The sequence below is a fragment of the Blastomonas sp. UPD001 genome (assembly GCF_003426715.1).
In the GTDB taxonomy this organism is placed as follows: domain Bacteria; phylum Pseudomonadota; class Alphaproteobacteria; order Sphingomonadales; family Sphingomonadaceae; genus Blastomonas.
Genome location: NZ_QKVT01000001.1, coordinates 6,021 through 20,986, shown reverse-complemented (window position 1 = coordinate 20,986; position 14,966 = coordinate 6,021). Strand labels below are relative to the sequence as shown.

14 protein-coding genes and 1 pseudogene are annotated in these 14,966 nt (G+C 66.0%); 9 read left to right on the top strand and 6 right to left on the bottom strand.

Annotated features, from left to right (window positions below; genetic code table 11):
- Nucleotides 1-29 precede the first annotated feature (29 nt).
- The 4 genes from DM995_RS00095 to DM995_RS00080 all read right to left on the bottom strand — a co-directional run bounded on the left by DM995_RS00095 (nucleotide 30) and on the right by DM995_RS00080 (nucleotide 5,748).
- Nucleotides 30-3,194 carry an efflux RND transporter permease subunit gene (locus tag DM995_RS00095; RefSeq protein WP_116968090.1) on the bottom strand — a complete coding sequence of 1,055 codons (3,165 nt, stop codon included), beginning with the start codon at nucleotides 3,192-3,194 and terminating at the stop codon, nucleotides 30-32.
- A gap of 172 nt (nucleotides 3,195-3,366) precedes the next feature.
- Nucleotides 3,367-4,590: an efflux RND transporter periplasmic adaptor subunit gene (locus DM995_RS00090; protein WP_023839401.1), complete on the bottom strand. Its 1,224-nt coding sequence runs from the start codon at nucleotides 4,588-4,590 to the stop codon at nucleotides 3,367-3,369.
- A gap of 324 nt (nucleotides 4,591-4,914) precedes the next feature.
- Nucleotides 4,915-5,184, bottom strand: coding sequence for a GlsB/YeaQ/YmgE family stress response membrane protein (locus DM995_RS00085; RefSeq protein ID WP_023839402.1), 270 nt, complete (start codon nucleotides 5,182-5,184; stop codon nucleotides 4,915-4,917).
- Between the two features lie 129 nt (nucleotides 5,185-5,313).
- The gene (locus DM995_RS00080; RefSeq protein WP_116968089.1) at nucleotides 5,314-5,748 is read right to left on the bottom strand and encodes a hypothetical protein; all 435 of its coding nucleotides are present in this window, start codon (nucleotides 5,746-5,748) and stop codon (nucleotides 5,314-5,316) included.
- 62 nt (nucleotides 5,749-5,810) lie between these two features.
- Here DM995_RS00080 and DM995_RS00075 point away from each other — a divergent pair, with 62 nt between their 5' ends.
- From DM995_RS00075 to DM995_RS00065, 3 genes are read left to right on the top strand one after another with little or no spacing between them, the layout of a single operon-like run.
- Nucleotides 5,811-6,638 (top strand): aspartyl/asparaginyl beta-hydroxylase domain-containing protein, encoded by an 828-nt coding sequence (locus DM995_RS00075; RefSeq protein ID WP_502696550.1) that lies wholly within the window; start codon nucleotides 5,811-5,813, stop codon nucleotides 6,636-6,638.
- 46 nt (nucleotides 6,639-6,684) lie between these two features.
- The gene (locus tag DM995_RS00070; RefSeq protein WP_198669201.1) at nucleotides 6,685-7,086 is read left to right on the top strand and encodes a hypothetical protein; all 402 of its coding nucleotides are present in this window, start codon (nucleotides 6,685-6,687) and stop codon (nucleotides 7,084-7,086) included.
- Nucleotides 7,087-7,138: 52 nt separating this feature from the next.
- Nucleotides 7,139-7,813 carry a spermine/spermidine synthase domain-containing protein gene (locus DM995_RS00065; protein WP_116968087.1) on the top strand — a complete coding sequence of 225 codons (675 nt, stop codon included), beginning with the start codon at nucleotides 7,139-7,141 and terminating at the stop codon, nucleotides 7,811-7,813.
- 6 nt (nucleotides 7,814-7,819) lie between these two features.
- On the opposite strand, the gene DM995_RS00060 is transcribed toward DM995_RS00065, so the two are convergent.
- Nucleotides 7,820-9,073, bottom strand: a complete 1,254-nt coding sequence (locus tag DM995_RS00060) for a Coenzyme F420 hydrogenase/dehydrogenase, beta subunit C-terminal domain (protein ID WP_116970239.1) — start codon at nucleotides 9,071-9,073, stop codon at nucleotides 7,820-7,822.
- A 138-nt stretch (nucleotides 9,074-9,211) separates the two neighbouring features.
- Between DM995_RS00060 and DM995_RS00055 the strand changes: the two genes are divergently transcribed.
- The 5 genes and pseudogenes from DM995_RS00055 (at nucleotide 9,212) to DM995_RS00035 (ending at nucleotide 13,065) form a co-directional block, all read left to right on the top strand.
- Nucleotides 9,212-9,547 carry an STAS domain-containing protein gene (locus DM995_RS00055; RefSeq protein ID WP_031318724.1) on the top strand — a complete coding sequence of 112 codons (336 nt, stop codon included), beginning with the start codon at nucleotides 9,212-9,214 and terminating at the stop codon, nucleotides 9,545-9,547.
- Between the two features lie 47 nt (nucleotides 9,548-9,594).
- Complete coding sequence (locus tag DM995_RS00050) at nucleotides 9,595-10,569, top strand: MBL fold metallo-hydrolase (protein ID WP_023839409.1); 975 nt, start codon at nucleotides 9,595-9,597, stop codon at nucleotides 10,567-10,569.
- Nucleotides 10,544-11,467: pseudogene (locus tag DM995_RS22690) on the top strand (CHASE2 domain-containing protein); the annotation flags it as partial. The gene DM995_RS00050 and the pseudogene DM995_RS22690, both read left to right, overlap by 26 nt.
- Nucleotides 11,468-11,501: 34 nt before the next feature.
- Complete coding sequence (locus DM995_RS00040) at nucleotides 11,502-12,173, top strand: PP2C family protein-serine/threonine phosphatase (protein ID WP_157973015.1); 672 nt, start codon at nucleotides 11,502-11,504, stop codon at nucleotides 12,171-12,173.
- Nucleotides 12,174-12,192: 19 nt separating this feature from the next.
- The gene (locus tag DM995_RS00035) at nucleotides 12,193-13,065 is read left to right on the top strand and encodes an HpcH/HpaI aldolase/citrate lyase family protein (RefSeq protein ID WP_198669200.1); all 873 of its coding nucleotides are present in this window, start codon (nucleotides 12,193-12,195) and stop codon (nucleotides 13,063-13,065) included.
- Here the strand turns inward: DM995_RS00035 and DM995_RS00030 are convergent, their stop codons facing one another.
- Nucleotides 13,066-13,230, bottom strand: coding sequence for a DUF2256 domain-containing protein (locus DM995_RS00030; protein ID WP_116968083.1), 165 nt, complete (start codon nucleotides 13,228-13,230; stop codon nucleotides 13,066-13,068).
- 99 nt (nucleotides 13,231-13,329) lie between these two features.
- On the opposite strand from DM995_RS00030, the gene DM995_RS00025 reads away from it, so the two are divergent.
- Nucleotides 13,330-14,943: an amidase gene (locus DM995_RS00025; RefSeq protein WP_116968082.1), complete on the top strand. Its 1,614-nt coding sequence runs from the start codon at nucleotides 13,330-13,332 to the stop codon at nucleotides 14,941-14,943.
- Nucleotides 14,944-14,966 lie beyond the last annotated feature (23 nt).

Below are 14,966 nucleotides of genomic sequence, written 5' to 3'. Positions count from 1 at the left end.
CGCTGGCGGCATCTTCAGGTCCGGACCCCTCACTCGGCCGGTTGGACCTCTGGCGTATCGTGGCGGTTGTCACCGGGCTTGTAGGTGAGCAGCCGGTTGCGCAGCCACGGACCCACCCGCTTCTCGACGCCGTCCGCGAGGCTGAAGCCTGCGGGCACGATCACCAGCGTCAGCAGCGTCGACACGATCAGCCCGCCGATCACCACCGTTCCCATCGGCGCACGCCAGGCGCCGTCGCCTGAAAGCGACAGCGCGGTGGGCACCATGCCCGCAGTCATCGCGACTGTCGTCATCACGATCGGCTGGGCGCGCTTGTGTCCGGCATCCATGATCGCCTCGTATTTCGCGACGCCGCGGTGCATCTCCTCGATCGCGAAGTCGATCAGCAGGATCGAATTCTTCGACACGATGCCGAGCAGCATCAGCACGCCGATCAGCACCGGCATCGATACCGGCTGGCCGACAGCCCAGACGAGCAGGATCCCGCCGAGCGGGGCCAGCGCCAGCGAGCCCATGTTGACCAGCGGCGACATCAGCCGCTTGTAGAGCAGCACCAGCACCGCGAACACCAGCAGGATGCCCGAGATCAGGGCGATCACGAAGTTGATGAACAGCTCTTCCTGCAGTTCCTGCTCGCCGAACGGCTTGGTGCTCACGCCCACCGGCAGGTTCTGCATGATCGGCAGCTGGTCGATCGCGGCCCGCGCCTCGCCCGTGACCACGCCTGGTGCCAGGTCGGCACCGACATAGACGCGGCGTTCCTGGTTGTAGCGTTGGATCGAGGTCGGCCCCGAGCCGAAGCTGATGTCCGCCACGCGGCCCAGCGGCACCGAGCCGCCGCTTGCCGTCTGCACTGGCAGATTGGAAATCGTGGTCAGATCATAGCGCGACGCCTTGGGAAGCACGACACGGATCGGAATCTGCCGATCGGACAGCGAGAAGCGGGCCGAATTCTGCTCGATCTCGCCGAGCGTCGCGATGCGGATGGTCTGGCTGAGGCCCGAGGTGGTCACGCCGAGCTGCGCCGCCAGGTCCTTGCGCGGCCGCACGATGATTTCAGGACGGCGCATATCGGCGCTGATGCGCGGGCCGGTCAGCTGTTTCAGGCCTTTCATCTGCTCGACCAGCACGCTGGCGGCATCGTTGAGCTTGGCCGGATCGGAACCGGTCAGCATCACCGAAATGTCGCGATTGCCGCCGCCACCGCCGCCCGCCGATTGCGAGGCAAAGCTGACGCGCGCATCGGGGATCGACTGGAGCGTTTCGGCAAGGCCGCGCTCGAACTCGATCGAGGTTTTCTCGCGCTCCTTCTTCAGCGTGACGAAGATCGTGCCGTTCCCCTCGCGGATGCGGATCAGCGCGCGCTCCACCTCGGGCTGCTGGTACAGGATCTTGGCGACCTTGTCGGCAACGACTTCGGTCTGTTCGAGCGTGGTGCCGGGTACCATCTCGATCTGGACACGGCTGTTGTCCTCGTTGATCGTCGGCTGGAACTGGGCCGGGGTGATCGCGAACAGCACGACCGTCAACAGGAAGGCAAGGAAGCCGATGCCCATCATCCACATGCGATGATCGAGGAACATGGCGGCGAGCTTGCGCCGGAAGCTGGGATTCTCACCGCGATAGGCGCGCGCGCGGCTCTGGTCGAGCGACCAGCCCAGCACCTTCATATACGCGTCCATCAGCTTGCCTTCACCATGCGCGGCATGGCCCTTGGCCTCGAGGAAATAGGCCGCGATCATCGGCGTGATCATGCGCGCGACGGCAAGGCTCATCAGCACCGAAACGACGACGGTAATCCCGAAATTCTTGAAGAACTGACCCGAAATGCCCGGCATCAGCCCGACGGGCAGGAACACCGCGACGATGCAGAACGAGGTTGCGACCACCGCCAGGCCGATTTCGTCCGCCGCGTCGATCGAGGCCTGATAGGCCGATTTGCCCATGCGCATGTGCCGGACGATATTCTCGATCTCGACGATCGCGTCATCGACGAGAACCCCGGCCACCAGCCCCAGCGCGAGCAGCGACAGGAAGTTCAGGTTGAAGCCGAGCAGGTCCATGAACCAGAAGGTGGGGATGGCCGACAGCGGGATGGCAATCGCCGAGATGATCGTCGCGCGCCAGTCGCGCAGGAAGAAGAAGACGACCACGACCGCGAGGATCGCGCCTTCGACCATCGATTCCATCGAGCTCTTGTACTGGCTCTTGGTATATTCGACGCTCGATCCGAGCGGGATGAACTCGATGCCGGGATTTTCCTTCTTCAGCTCGTCCATGGCCTTGACGGCCTCGTCGAACACGGTGACGTCCGAAGCACCGCGCGAGCGCGACATCGCGAAGTTCACCACTTCCTTGTTGCGCACCTTGCTGATCGAGGTCGGCTCGGCATAGCCGTCGGTCACCTCGGCGACATCGGCCAGCTTGATCACGCGGCCGCCGGCCAGCGAGATCTGCAGCTGCGACAGGTCATAGGCAGACTTGGCATTGCCCAGCACGCGCAACGACTGTTTGGTACCGCCCACATCGGCGCGGCCACCTGCGGCGTCCACGTTCACCTGACGCAAGGTGTTGTTGATCTGGCTGGCAGTGACGCCCAGCGACTGCATCCTCTGCAGGTCGAGCACGACGCGGATTTCGCGATCGACGCCGCCGAAGCGATCCACCTCGGCCATGCCGTCGATCGCCAGCAGCCGCTTGGCCACCGTATCGTCGACGAACCAGCTGAGCTGCTCGATCGTCATGTCATCGGCCTCGACCGCGAAATAGGCGATCGGCTCGCCCATGATGTCGATCTTCTGCACCAGCGGCTCCAGAATGCCGTCGGGCAGACTGCCGCGCACTTGATCGATCGCGTTCTTGACCTCGTTCACCGCCTCGTTGACATCGGTGCCGACCTCGAACTCGACGCCGGTCGAGGAAGAGCCTTCGCTCGCGGTCGAGCTGATGCGCTTGACCCCATTGATGCCGCGCACAGCCGATTCGACGCGCTGCGTGATCTGGTTCTCGATCTCGGTGGGGGCTGCACCCGGCTGCGAGATGGTGATCTGGACCGCAGGAAACTCGACATCCGGGTTGTTCACCACGTCCATGCGCATGAAGCTGAGGATGCCGGCGAACAGCAGCCCGGTGAAGAAGACGAGCGGGATGATCGGATTGCGGATCGACCAGGCCGACATGTTCCGGAAGTTCATCGCTCTTTCCTCGTCCCGCCGGGTGACTGGCCCGGTTCAGCTACGTTGTTTCAATACGGCCAGATGCATGCCCGGCGCAACCCGCTCGGTCCCGCCATCGCCCGTGCGCAGGGGTTGCGGTCGACCAACGCACGCGCCCTTTCGACGGCCGTCGACCGGGCCAGCCGGGTTATCAGCTGCGCTTGCCACCTTGCACCTGCGGACGCACTGTCTCGCCGGGATTGAGGAAGCCGCCGGCATAGAGCACGACGCGTTCCTTGCCGGTGATGCCGCTGGCGATCGCAATGCCGCGCGGCGTTACGGTGCCCGTCGTGACATCGCGCCGCTCGATCTTGTTGTCCTTGTTGACGACATAGACATAGCTGCCCTTGTCGTCGCTGAGCACCGCCGATTCCGGCAGAACGGGCGACTGACTCGATCCGCTGACGACCGCGGCACTGGCGAAGCCGCCCGGGCGCAACGCCTTGTCATAGGTGAGCGCAATTCGGGCAATGCCCTGGCGCGAGGTTTCGTTGATGATCGGCGCAACCTGCCATACCTGGCCGCTGAAGGTCTTGTCGGTGCCGACCGGGCGCACATCGGCCCGCACGCCGACATTCAGCGCGGCAAGATCGGCTTCGCCCATCTGTGCGCGCAGCTCCATCTCGCCGCCCGCCGCCATGCGGAACAGCACGCCGCTGCCTGCGCCGACCACCTGGCCCGGCTCGACATTGCGTTCGAGCACCAGACCCGATTCGGGCGCGCGGATGCTGAGGCGTCCGTTGCGCGCCTGCGCCTCGCGCAGCTGCGCCTTCGCCACCTCGACGCGGGCCACCGCCGCGTCGCGCGTCGCGCGCCGACGATCGACATCGGCCTTGGAAATGAAGCCGCGATCGACCAGCTGCAACGCGCGGTCGAGCTCGTTCTGCGCCAGCACCGCATCGGCCTGGCTCACCTGGATCTGCGCCGCGAGCGAGCGGGCCTGCTGGGTCTGAACGTCCTGATCGATGATCGCGAGCACCTGTCCGGTGCGCACCCAGTCGCCCGGCTGGACCAGCACGCGCAGCACCTGGCCGCCCTCGCCGGCGATGCCGATCGGCATTTCGCGGCGGGCCGCCAGCGTTCCGGTGGCGTTGATCACGCGCTCGACCGATCCCGAACCGGGAACGATCACGGTGACCGCCGGGGCCTGCGACTCGCTTTCGCCCGCCCCCGCCTTGGCGCCCTCACCCGCCACGGTTTCCGGCTTGCCGCCGAAGAAATAGACGCCGGCTGCGACCAGCAGCGCAAGCACGACAAGGGCAATGATGATATTGCGACGCCGGCCGGACCTGGTCGTCAGGTCCGCATCCGTCGCGTAAAGGTCTTCGCTGCGTGCGGTGATCGTATCGCCGCCAAAGCTGCTTTCGTAATTCATTGCCCGATCCGTCCAAACCACATCGTTCCGCCCTCCCGATGGCCATGGCCCGCGGGCATCGACCTGCCGGGCATGTCTGGAGCGATGGAACCTGCCTCTTGCAGGCGCGGCTGCGCCCCAGAGACGTCATGGAGCTGTGTTATCCAATTAAGTCACCGCACGCAAGCCATAATGCTGCGGCGCACGCGGCGTCCATAGAAGCTGTCAGCAAGGCTGGCAATTGTTGCAGGTTAAGGTGCACAGCAAAAAGGCACCGGACCCGATGGTCCGGTGCCTTTTCTTCAAGATCGTTGCGAACTGGTTACACGAACCAGGCGCCAGCCATCAGCGGGCGCGGCCGCGCTGCACCAGATTGACGATCGCCAGCAGGATGACAGCACCCAGGAACGAGGTCAGCAGCGTCAGCGGATCGAACGCATCGGCGCGCAGGCTGCCGCCGCCGATCAGTCCGCCGAAGAGGAAGCGACCCAGCACCGAACCGATACAGCCGACCACGACGTTCCAGAAAATGCCCATCTGCGCGTCGCGGTTCATCACCTTGCTGGCCAGCCAGCCCATGATGCCGCCCATGATCAGCGCCAGAATCAAACCCATGTCTTCCTCCTGTTTTGTCCCGATGCCGCAACCCGGACAATACAGGGTCGGTCATCCTGGCTGGGTTACGGCAGAACGACGGAACGGTTCCGCACCACGACGAACGAAACCGGCGCGGAAGGAAGGATTTTACACGTTCAGACAGCAGGGCAGCTCGATCGCGATGCCGTTGACCCTGGCGACTTCGAGTGCCCAGGCATGGACCTTGTCGATCTCGTCGCCATAGGCGCGGCGGGCAAAGTCCTGTTCGGCGGCGCGGTCTTCGGCGCTGAATGCCTGGCCGAACTTCGAATGGCTCGCGAGCGCGGGATGGGCGAGCATCGACTGTTCCAGCGCCGGCGTCAGCCCCAGGCCGAAATGGCGCGCCAAGGCCTTGAGATGGCCCGGCTTGTCGGCGGTGAGCGTCTCGCTGTCGAGCGTCGCCACCCGCTCGGGGCCCAGGGACCGCGCGATCTGGCCGAACTGGCGATGCTGCACCAGCCAGCCGACGGCCGCGACCTGAAGGTCGCTTTGCCGGAAGAAATCCGCCGGGCCGAAGCCCAGATCGACCCCGCCCTCGCGCAATTGCCCTTCTAGCAGCTCGCGCGCCAGCGCATCTCGATCCGCTTCCCGACGCCCTCGTGCCGGTGCTGCAGGCGGGTCGCGACTTCTGCGCCGCCTGTGCCGGCCGGATCGAATATCAGGTGGCAGAAGCGCTGGGCGACTTTCAGGCACGCATGCCGGGCACCGCCGGACGACGCGCGCGCGCCTTTGTCGATGCGGCGATGGGCAAGCGCAAGATCTACACCAACGAATGCAACGGCCTGTGCTATCCGTTCCTGCCTGCGGACGAATTTTTCGAAGAGAGCCATTTTCCGTGGTTTGCCCAGGTCGAGGCCAGGACGGACGCCATCCGCGCAGAGATGCTGGCGCTGCTTGCCGACCCCGGTGACGCGCTGCGCCCCTATGTGCGTATGGAAAAGGGCGCACCGCAGAGCAAATGGACGCCGCTGGACCAGTCGCTGGCCTGGGGCGCGTGTTTTCTGTGGGAATATGGCAAGCCGAACGCCCCAGTGCTGAGCCGCTGTCCGGTGACGGCCGAAGCGCTGGCCTCGATCCCGCAGAGCCATATCCCGGGGCGCGCGCCGACGGCCTTTTTCTCGATCCTGAAGCCGCGTACGCGCATCCCCCCGCACACCGGGGTCACCAACACCCGCGCCATCGTCCATCTGCCATTGGTCGTGCCCGGCGGCTGCGGTTTCAGGGTGGGAGGCGAGACGCGCGAATGGGAGGTCGGCAAGGCCTTCGCCTTTGATGACACGATCGAGCACGAGGCCTGGAACAACAGCGACCAGATGCGCGCGGTGCTGATCTTCGACGTGTGGAACCCGCATCTCAGCGCCGAGGAACAGGAAGTGATCGCAGGCTATTTCGCGGCGGCCGATGCAACCGGTTTCAATACCAATCTCGACTGACTTTGCTGCAAACGCACAATTTTCCGGTTTTTTTGAGTATCTGTTGATGATACGGTTTGAGCATAAAAGCGTGTCGGCGGTCCTTCGCTCGGCGGCTTTGACTACAAACCTGCGCTCGGTCCTCAAGGTTCTGGCGCCCTTCGACGGAAGACACATCATGAAGAAAACTGCGATGATTCTGGTTGCCGCCGCGTCGTGCCTGAGCCTGCCCCTGACCACCGTCAGCGTGAACGCCAAGCAGCCGACGAACAAGGAAGACCCGCAGTCCGACGACAACAAGATTCGTTGCCGTAAGCTGGAAGTGACGGGATCGCTGGTCAAGAAGACCAAGGTCTGCCGCACCGTTGCCGAATGGCGCGCGATCAGCACCAAGGGCAACCAGAACGTCCGCGATATCGTCGAATCGGGCCAGGTGTGTGCTGGCGGCCCCTGTGCCGGAGGCAACTGATCCTCGCATGTCCATCCGGCATGGCTGATCTAGCCGGGCCGGGTCGGCCAGCATGATCCCGCGCGAATTGATTGCGACCGCCCCCGTGCCGGGTGGTGGTGACCCGCTGCGCCTGGTTCGGCGGGGCAGCGAGTGGTCGATCATGCTCGGCGCGAACGAGCTGATGAACAGCAGGCTCAGCGGGTCCGAAGAGGCGATGAGCACGCTCGCGGCCGCCAGGATCGTGGGGGTCAAGACGCCGCAGGTGCTGATCGGCGGGCTGGGCATGGGCTTCACGCTGCGGACCGCCTTGCAGGCCTTCGGCGCCCGCGCGTCGATCGAGGTGGCAGAGCTGGTCCCCGAAATCGTCGACTGGGCACGCGGGCCGATGGCGCATCTGCACGAAGGCACGCTCGACGATCCGCGCGTCCGCATCCATGTTGGCGATGTCGGAGCGATGATCCGCAGCAGCGCAGGGGCCTATGACGCGATCCTGCTCGATGTCGACAATGGCCCGGACGGGCTGTCGCGCGAGGGCAACGATGCGCTGTACACGGCGCAGGGGCTGCAGCAGGCGCGGACAGCCCTGAAGCCCGGCGGCGTGCTCGTGGTCTGGTCGAGCGGCCCCGACCCGCGCTTCACCCAGCGGCTGCGCAAAGGCGGTTTTGCGGTGGACGAGGAAATCGTCCGGGCGCGGCGGACCGGCGGCGGTGCCCGGCACACGATCTGGCTGGCCCAGCGCCGCTGACGCCTGTCAGATTTCCGGCGGGCGGGCGTTGTCGGACCGCTCGCCAGCATGCGGTTCCAGGCCGTAGCGCCTGACCAGCTCCCAGACATGATCGGGAATCATCGATTTCATCCGCGCCGGGGCCGACCGGCGCAGGTGAAGTACTGTCTCGATCGCCTTCATCTCGACGCGCGCCCGCGCGAATTCGGCTCCACGTGGACCGATGCGCGGCATCAGCCAGCCGAAGATGCCGCGGAGCACTTTGGGCATGCGCCGCAGCGGCAGGCCGCCCGCCGCGCGCTCGGTATTCGCCAGGAAGCCCTTGACCGGACTGGCGCGATTGCCCGCGCTGCTAACCTCGCGCGTGCGCAGTTCGTCGCCCAGCAGCCCGACCAGCTCCTCGCCGCGCGCGTTGCGCACCACCAGCCACTGCTTGCCGCCCCCCGCCATATAGCCGATCGTGATGTCGGCCAGGACGTTGGTATAGTCGACACAGGTGCGGCAGGTCAGCGGGAAGAAGTCCGAAGGCAGATCGGCAATCGGCAGCTGCAGGAAGGGGACCTCGCGCACGCTGCCATCGTCGAATCGCAGTTCGACATGATAGTCGGAGCGAAACTCGAGATAGCAGATGCTGTCCGGCACGTCGGACAGGAGCTTCAGGAACAGGTGGAAATTCTCGGTCGTGGTGTTGTCGGCGCACGGCGTTCCGATCACGTAGATGCGCTCGAAACCCAGCTCGGCCTCGAGCGCACGCAGCGCATGCACCTGGCAGGGAATGCCGATCAGCGCGATCCGCTTGTGCCCGGCCGCTCTGGCCGGTTCGAGCAGCGCCAGCAGCGGCGCATAGCCCATGCGCATCCCGCGCACCCCGGCCATGTCCTCGGCCCGGGTGATCAGGACCGGATTGGGCCGCCAGCGATCTTCGGGATGCGGCCCGATCGCCAGCACGGCATCGACCGCGCCGGTCTCGAGCAGACGTTCACCGAGCCGGGTAACGATTCCAGTCCATTGCGCCCCGGGCGACGGGGTGATCAGTTCGCCCGCGACCATGCGGCGGAAGGGGCCGAAGAACAGTTCGTCCGGCTTGTCGGGATCGCGCGTGCGGCCATGGACCTGGCGCTCGAGCGTCGAGTAATCCGGCTTGAGGAACTGGCAGACACGGCCGCAGGCCTTGGGGTCGCTGCTCCGCGAAATCCCGCAATCGGTACACAGCCGTCGCGGCGGCGCAGGCGCGAATCCCGGCAGCCCGGCAAAGCGTATGTCGGTTTCCCCCTTTGGCATCGTGCGCTGCATTACCCCCTCTCAACGATCACGACAAAATTTTCCCGTTATTGTACAGAGTGTAACGGCTACATCCGGGGCAACTTCCCACAAGGTGAATTTGCCGCTAAGTTCGAATCCATGCGAAAGGCGGAAAACATGCAGTGGTCCAGTACCGAGCAGCAGGGATGCGTCGTGGCCAGCCCCGACGGCCGGGTCGATGAGGCAACCGCCGAGGCGTTTACCGAGCATCTTGCCGCCAGCGTGACCATGGCCGCCGATTCGCCGGGAAAGAAACTGATCGTCGATTTTGCCGGGCTGGATTACATGTCCTCGCGCGGCCTGCGCGCGCTCACGCTCGCCAAGCGCCAGGCCGATGCCGCCGGCGTGGCGATGGCGCTGGCCCGCCCCAACGAGGTGATGCGCGAGATTCTGGCGATCAGCCGTTATGACAAGCTGTTCGCGGTCACCGACAGCATCGAGGCCGCAATCTAGCACACTGGCGACACGGGGACGCCGGGGCACTGACAGGGGGGGATGCCATGCTGGTCCGTTTCTGGGGAACGCGCGGGTCGCTGCCCGTCGCCGCCACCGCATCCATCGTGCAGGACAAGGTCGCGCATGCGCTGCTTGCCGCTTCGGGCCGCAGCTTTGCCGATATCGAGGAAGCGCGCAGCTTTGCGCGTAACGAGCTCGATTTTGCCACCAGCGGCACCTTTGGCGGCGCGACCACCTGCGTCGAGATCGAGGCGGGGGACCCGGCCAATGGTGACCCCTACATCATCTGCGACATGGGCAGCGGGCTGCGCGGCTTCGGTCTCGATGCGATGCGCCGCTGCGGCCAGGGCCATGCGCGGGTGTATCACTTCTTCATGTCGCACCTGCACTGGGACCATATCATGGGCTTCCCGTTCTTCGTGCCGGCCTTCGATCCCAATGCGCATATCATCATCCATGCCGGGCACGAGGATGCCGAAGAGGCGCTGCGCCGCCAGCAGGAGGAAATCTCGTTTCCGGTCAAGTTCGACTGGCTGCGCGCGAAAATCGAATTCCGCACGCTGAAGGTCGGCGAGACCTACCAGATCGGCGCGGTGCAGGTGGAACTGATGGAGCAGCACCATTCGCACAGCAGCTTCGGCTATCGCTTCACCGATGCCGAGGGCAAGGTCGTGGTGTTCAGCACCGACAGCGAGCACAAGATGGACCGGATGGAGGGCGAGGCTGATGTCGAGCAGTTCTTCGGCAACGCCGATCTGGTGATCTGCGACACCATGTATTCGCTCGCCGATAGCGTATCGATGAAGGAAGACTGGGGCCATTCGAGCAATATCGTTGCGATCGACCTGTGCCATGGCGGGCGCGCAAAAAGGCTGGCGCTGTTCCATCACGAGCCGGTCTATTCAGACGCCGATATCGCCCGCATGCACGCCGAGAGCGTGCGCTACGAGGAACTGACCCGCGAGCACGATCCGCTGGAGGTGCTGTGCGCCTATGACGGCCTCGAAGTCTCGCTCTAGCGCTTTTCGCATCGTCAATCCGCCGCGCGGCCTCTGGCTGGCGGCCCTGGCGGGATTCGCGCTCGCCGCCCTGCTCAGCCTCGCGCTGGGCGCGCGCGAACAGAATGCCGTTTTCGACAGCTGGCAGCGCATCGCGCCGCGGGACGTGTCGAAAAGCCAGGTCCGCGTCGTCGCGATCGGGGACGAAAGCCTCGAGGTGATCGGCAGCTGGCCCTGGCCGCGCCGCGTGCTGGCGACGATGACGCAGCGCATTGCCGAGGGGGGCGCAGCGGCGATCGGTTTCGACATCCTGTTCGTCGAGCCCGACGCGGTCAACCCGACGCGCTTTTCGCGGCTCTATTCACCCGATGACCCGGCCATCCAGGCATGGCTCGATCAACTCGACAGCATGGACAGCGATTTTGCCGATGCGATCAGCACCGCACCGGTCGTGCTGGGCCGCGCTGGCGTCAAGCTGGGCGGATCGGACCCGGCCAGCCTCACCCAATGGGCGACGATCGACGGGACCCCGCCCCCTGCCCTCGCGCGCTACCCGCTGGTGCAGAGCAATCTCGAGGAACTGGAGGCGCGCGCACCGGGCTTCGGCCTGCTCAATGGCGCGCCCGATGGCGATGGCGTGGTGCGCAGCGTGCCGCTGGTGATGAAGACCGGCGAGGCTCTGGTGCCCGGGCTGGCGCTCGAGATGATGCGCGTCGCGATCGAGCAGCGTACCGGCACCGATCCCGAGATCGCGCTGGCGCCGGGCAGCGTCACCATCGGCAAGCGCCGCATTCCGGTGGACGCGCAGGGGCGGATGCGGCTGCATTTTGCCCAGATTCCCGACGCGCAGGTCTATTCGGCGATCGAGATCATGTCGGAGGAATTCGACCTGGCCCAGCTCAGGGACAAGATCGTGGTCATCTCGCTGACCGCCGAAGGCTCGCCCGATATCGTTGCGACGCCTCTGGGGCGCCGCGCAGCTCGAGGCGGCCAAGTCGGTTGGTGGGGATTTCTACGACATCATTCGGCTCGATGCCGACCGCATCGTCATCCTGATCGCCGATGTCACCGGCAAGGGCGTGCCCGCCGCATTGTTCATGGCCTTGTCCAAGGCGCTGTCGCGCAGCGTGATGCTGCGCGCGCCCGGCGGGCTTGCCGATGCCGCCGCGCAGCTCAACGAGGAGCTGATGCGCGACAGCGGCGATGCGCTAGGCCTCACCATGCTGCTCGGCATCATCGACCTTTCGACAGGGCGCGCCGAATTCGTCAATGCGGGGCATGACAATCCGCTGCGCATCACCACCGACGGGAAGGTGATCGAGGAGGCGATGGAGGGCGGTCCGCCCTTCTGCATCATGGACTATCCCTGGCCCGCCGAGGAAATCGTGCTCCAGCCAGGCGAGGCGCTGGTGCTGATCACCGACGGCGTGACCGAGGCGCAGAACCGGCAGGAGCAGCTGTTCGGCAACGATCGCACCCGTGCCGCGCTGGTCGCCGACCAGAGCAGCGCCGCGGCGATGGTCGCCAGCCTGCGCGGGGCAGTGCGTGCCTTCGAGGACGGCGCGGATGCGAGCGACGACCTGACCGTGCTTGCCTTCCGCTATCTGGGTGCTAGTCCCGCCTGATCACCGGCAGGAGTCCCCGATGTCCGAACCCGCTAGACCCCGGCGCAGCGCGCTGTACATGCCCGCATCGAACGCGCGTGCGCTCGCCAAGGCGCGATCGCTGCCCGCCGATGTGATCATCCTCGACCTCGAGGACGCGGTCGCCCCCGAGGCCAAGGAAGACGCGCGGGTGGCGGCGATCGCGGCCGCGGCCGAGGGCGGGTTCGGCCATCGTGAACTGATCATCCGCATCAACGCGCTCGACACGCCCTGGGGGCAGGACGATCTGGCAGCGGTGGCGAAGGCGGACGTCGACGGCGTGCTGGTGCCCAAGGTGATGCGCCCCGCCGATATCACCGCGTGCAATGCCGCGCTCGCCGAGGCACCCTCGCGGCTCAAGCTCTGGGCGATGATCGAGACCTGCGCGGTCATCCCGCATCTCGATGCGCTCGCTGCGCTCGGAGGGTCCACCCGGCTGTCGACCTTCGTGATGGGGGTGAACGATCTCGCCAAGGAAATGCGCGCGCGGCTGACGCCCGAGCGCACGCCGTTCCTGCCGATCCTGACGCTGGCGGTGGCGGCCGCGCGCGGGCATGGCGTCGCCGTGCTCGACGGGGTGTGCAACGAGTTTCGCGACCTCGATATCTTCGAGGCCGAGGCGCGCCAGGGTCTGCTGTTCGGGTTCGACGGCAAGACGCTGATCCATCCCGATCAGGTCGCGCCGTGCAACGCCGTCTTCTCCCCCAGCGACGAGGAACTGGCCTGGGCGCAGGCCGTCATCGCCGCGTTCGCCTTGCCCGAAAATGCCGGCAAGGGGGCGATCCGGGTCGAAGGGAAAATGGCCGAACTGCTCCATCTCGAACAGGCGCGGCAGCTGGTGGCGATTGCCGAGCGGGTTGCGGCTTCGGGCTAATCAACCCGCGCGGTTCTTGCGCCTTAGATCACCCTTGCAGCGTTCGGAACAGGTCTTCACATTGTCCCAGTCGCGCGCCCATTTCTTGCGCCAGGCAAAGGGCCGCCCGCAGGCCTCGCAGATCTTCTCGGGCAGGGTCGACTTGGTATAGCGCTTGTCGGGCATGCGCGCCGATATGGGCGCATCTTCTGCCCCCCGCCAGAGCCGCGCGCAAATTTGGCCGCCGCCCCTTGCCCGCCCGAACGCGCGCGCTATCGTGCGCCGATGCGCACCCTTGCCCTGGCTCTTGCCCTTCTCGCCCCGCTCGCCCTCGCCCCCGCTCCGCTGCACGCGCAGACAGAGGCGTCCCTTCCCGATGTCGAGGAAAAATCGATCCCCGAGCTGTCGGCCATGCTCGCGTCGGGCAGGGTCAGCAGCGAGCAGCTGGTCAACGCCTATATCAACCGGATCGGGCGGATCGACGAGGATTCGAGCGTTCAGCTCAACAGCGTCATCGCGCTGATGCCGGATGCGCTGGCCGAGGCGCGCACGCTCGATGCCGAGCGCAAGGCCGGACGCTTGCGTGGCCCGCTGCACGGCATCCCGGTGCTGATCAAGGACAATATCGAGGCGAAGGGCCCCATCCCCACCACCGCCGGATCGACCGCGCTGCTCGCCAATGTCACCGACCGCGACGCGCCCCTGGTCGCCCGCCTGCGCGCGGCGGGGGCGATCATCCTGGGCAAGACCAACCTGTCGCAATGGGCGAACATCCGCTCGAACGATTCGGTCAGCGGCTGGTCGAGCGTCGGCGGGCTGGTGAAGAACCCCTATGCGCTCGATCGCAATGCCTGCGGTTCGTCCTCGGGCAGCGGCGCGGCAGCGGCGGCGAGCCTTGCGGCAGCGACGGTCGGGACCGAGACCGACGGGTCGATCATCTGCCCCTCGTCGATCAACGGACTGGTCGGGTTCAAGCCTACACTCGGCCTCGTCTCGCGCACGCATGTGATCCCGATCAGCCACAGCCAGGATACCGCAGGGCCCATGGCGCGGAGCGTCACCGATGCCGCGCTGCTGCTCACCGCGCTGGCGGGCAGCGATCCGGCAGACCCGGCGACGGCCGAGGCGGACAGGCGCAAGACCGATTATGCCGCGGGCCTTTCGCCCGATTACCTCAAGGGCGTCCGCATCGGCGTGCTGATGGACCGGCGCGGCGGCAATGCCCGCGTGCAGGCAGCGTTTGCGCAGGCGCTCGACAAGCTGAAGGCCGCAGGGGCCGAGCTGGTCGATATCGCGGACAGCCGCACCGGGCTCGAGGGGCTGGGCGAGGCCGAGTTCAAGGTGCTGATGGTCGAGCTGAAGGCGGACCTCAACGCCTATCTCGCCACCACGCCGCCGGAAGTCAGCGCACGCACGCTGAAGGACGTGATCGCGTTCAACACCGCGAATGCCGAGACCGAGCTCGCCTGGTTCGACCAATCGCTGTTCGATCTCGCCGAGAGCCAGAAGGGGCTCGACGATCCCGAATACCGGGAGGCGCTCGCGAAATCCAAGCGGCTCGCCGGAGCGGAAGGCATCGACAAACTGCTCAGGACGCACAATGTCCGCTTCCTGGTCGGCCCCAGCAACGCGCCCGCGTGGGTCAGCGATCTCGTCAATGGCGATCACAGCATCGGCCCCAGCCAGAGCCAGATGCCCGCCGTGGCCGGCTATCCGCACATCACCGTGCCGATGGGCCTGGTCGCTGGGCTGCCCGTCGGCCTGTCGATCATCGGCGGCCAGTGGCAGGACCATGAGGTGATCAAGGCGGGTTTCGCGTTCGAGCAGGCAAGCAAGGCGCGGGTTGCGCCGACCTATGCCGACAGCGCGGATGCGAAGGCGGATCCGATCGGGCGCTAAGCCTTTCCCCTCCCCTTGGGGAG

Bases quoted from the DNA above. Each gene is read 5' to 3' on its own strand.
- DM995_RS00095 (WP_116968090.1), bottom strand. From the start codon at position 3,194: ATGAACTTCCGGAACATGTCGGCCTGGTCGATCCGCAATCCGATCATC.
- DM995_RS00090 (WP_023839401.1), bottom strand. From the start codon at position 4,590: ATGAATTACGAAAGCAGCTTTGGCGGCGATACGATCACCGCACGCAGC.
- DM995_RS00085 (WP_023839402.1), bottom strand. From the start codon at position 5,184: ATGGGTTTGATTCTGGCGCTGATCATGGGCGGCATCATGGGCTGGCTG.
- DM995_RS00070 (WP_198669201.1), top strand. From the start codon at position 6,685: ATGATACGGTTTGAGCATAAAAGCGTGTCGGCGGTCCTTCGCTCGGCG.
- DM995_RS00065 (WP_116968087.1), top strand. From the start codon at position 7,139: ATGATCCCGCGCGAATTGATTGCGACCGCCCCCGTGCCGGGTGGTGGT.
- DM995_RS00060 (WP_116970239.1), bottom strand. From the start codon at position 9,073: ATGCCAAAGGGGGAAACCGACATACGCTTTGCCGGGCTGCCGGGATTC.
- DM995_RS00055 (WP_031318724.1), top strand. From the start codon at position 9,212: ATGCAGTGGTCCAGTACCGAGCAGCAGGGATGCGTCGTGGCCAGCCCC.
- DM995_RS00050 (WP_023839409.1), top strand. From the start codon at position 9,595: ATGCTGGTCCGTTTCTGGGGAACGCGCGGGTCGCTGCCCGTCGCCGCC.
- DM995_RS00035 (WP_198669200.1), top strand. From the start codon at position 12,193: ATGTCCGAACCCGCTAGACCCCGGCGCAGCGCGCTGTACATGCCCGCA.
- DM995_RS00030 (WP_116968083.1), bottom strand. From the start codon at position 13,230: ATGCCCGACAAGCGCTATACCAAGTCGACCCTGCCCGAGAAGATCTGC.
- DM995_RS00025 (WP_116968082.1), top strand. From the start codon at position 13,330: ATGCGCACCCTTGCCCTGGCTCTTGCCCTTCTCGCCCCGCTCGCCCTC.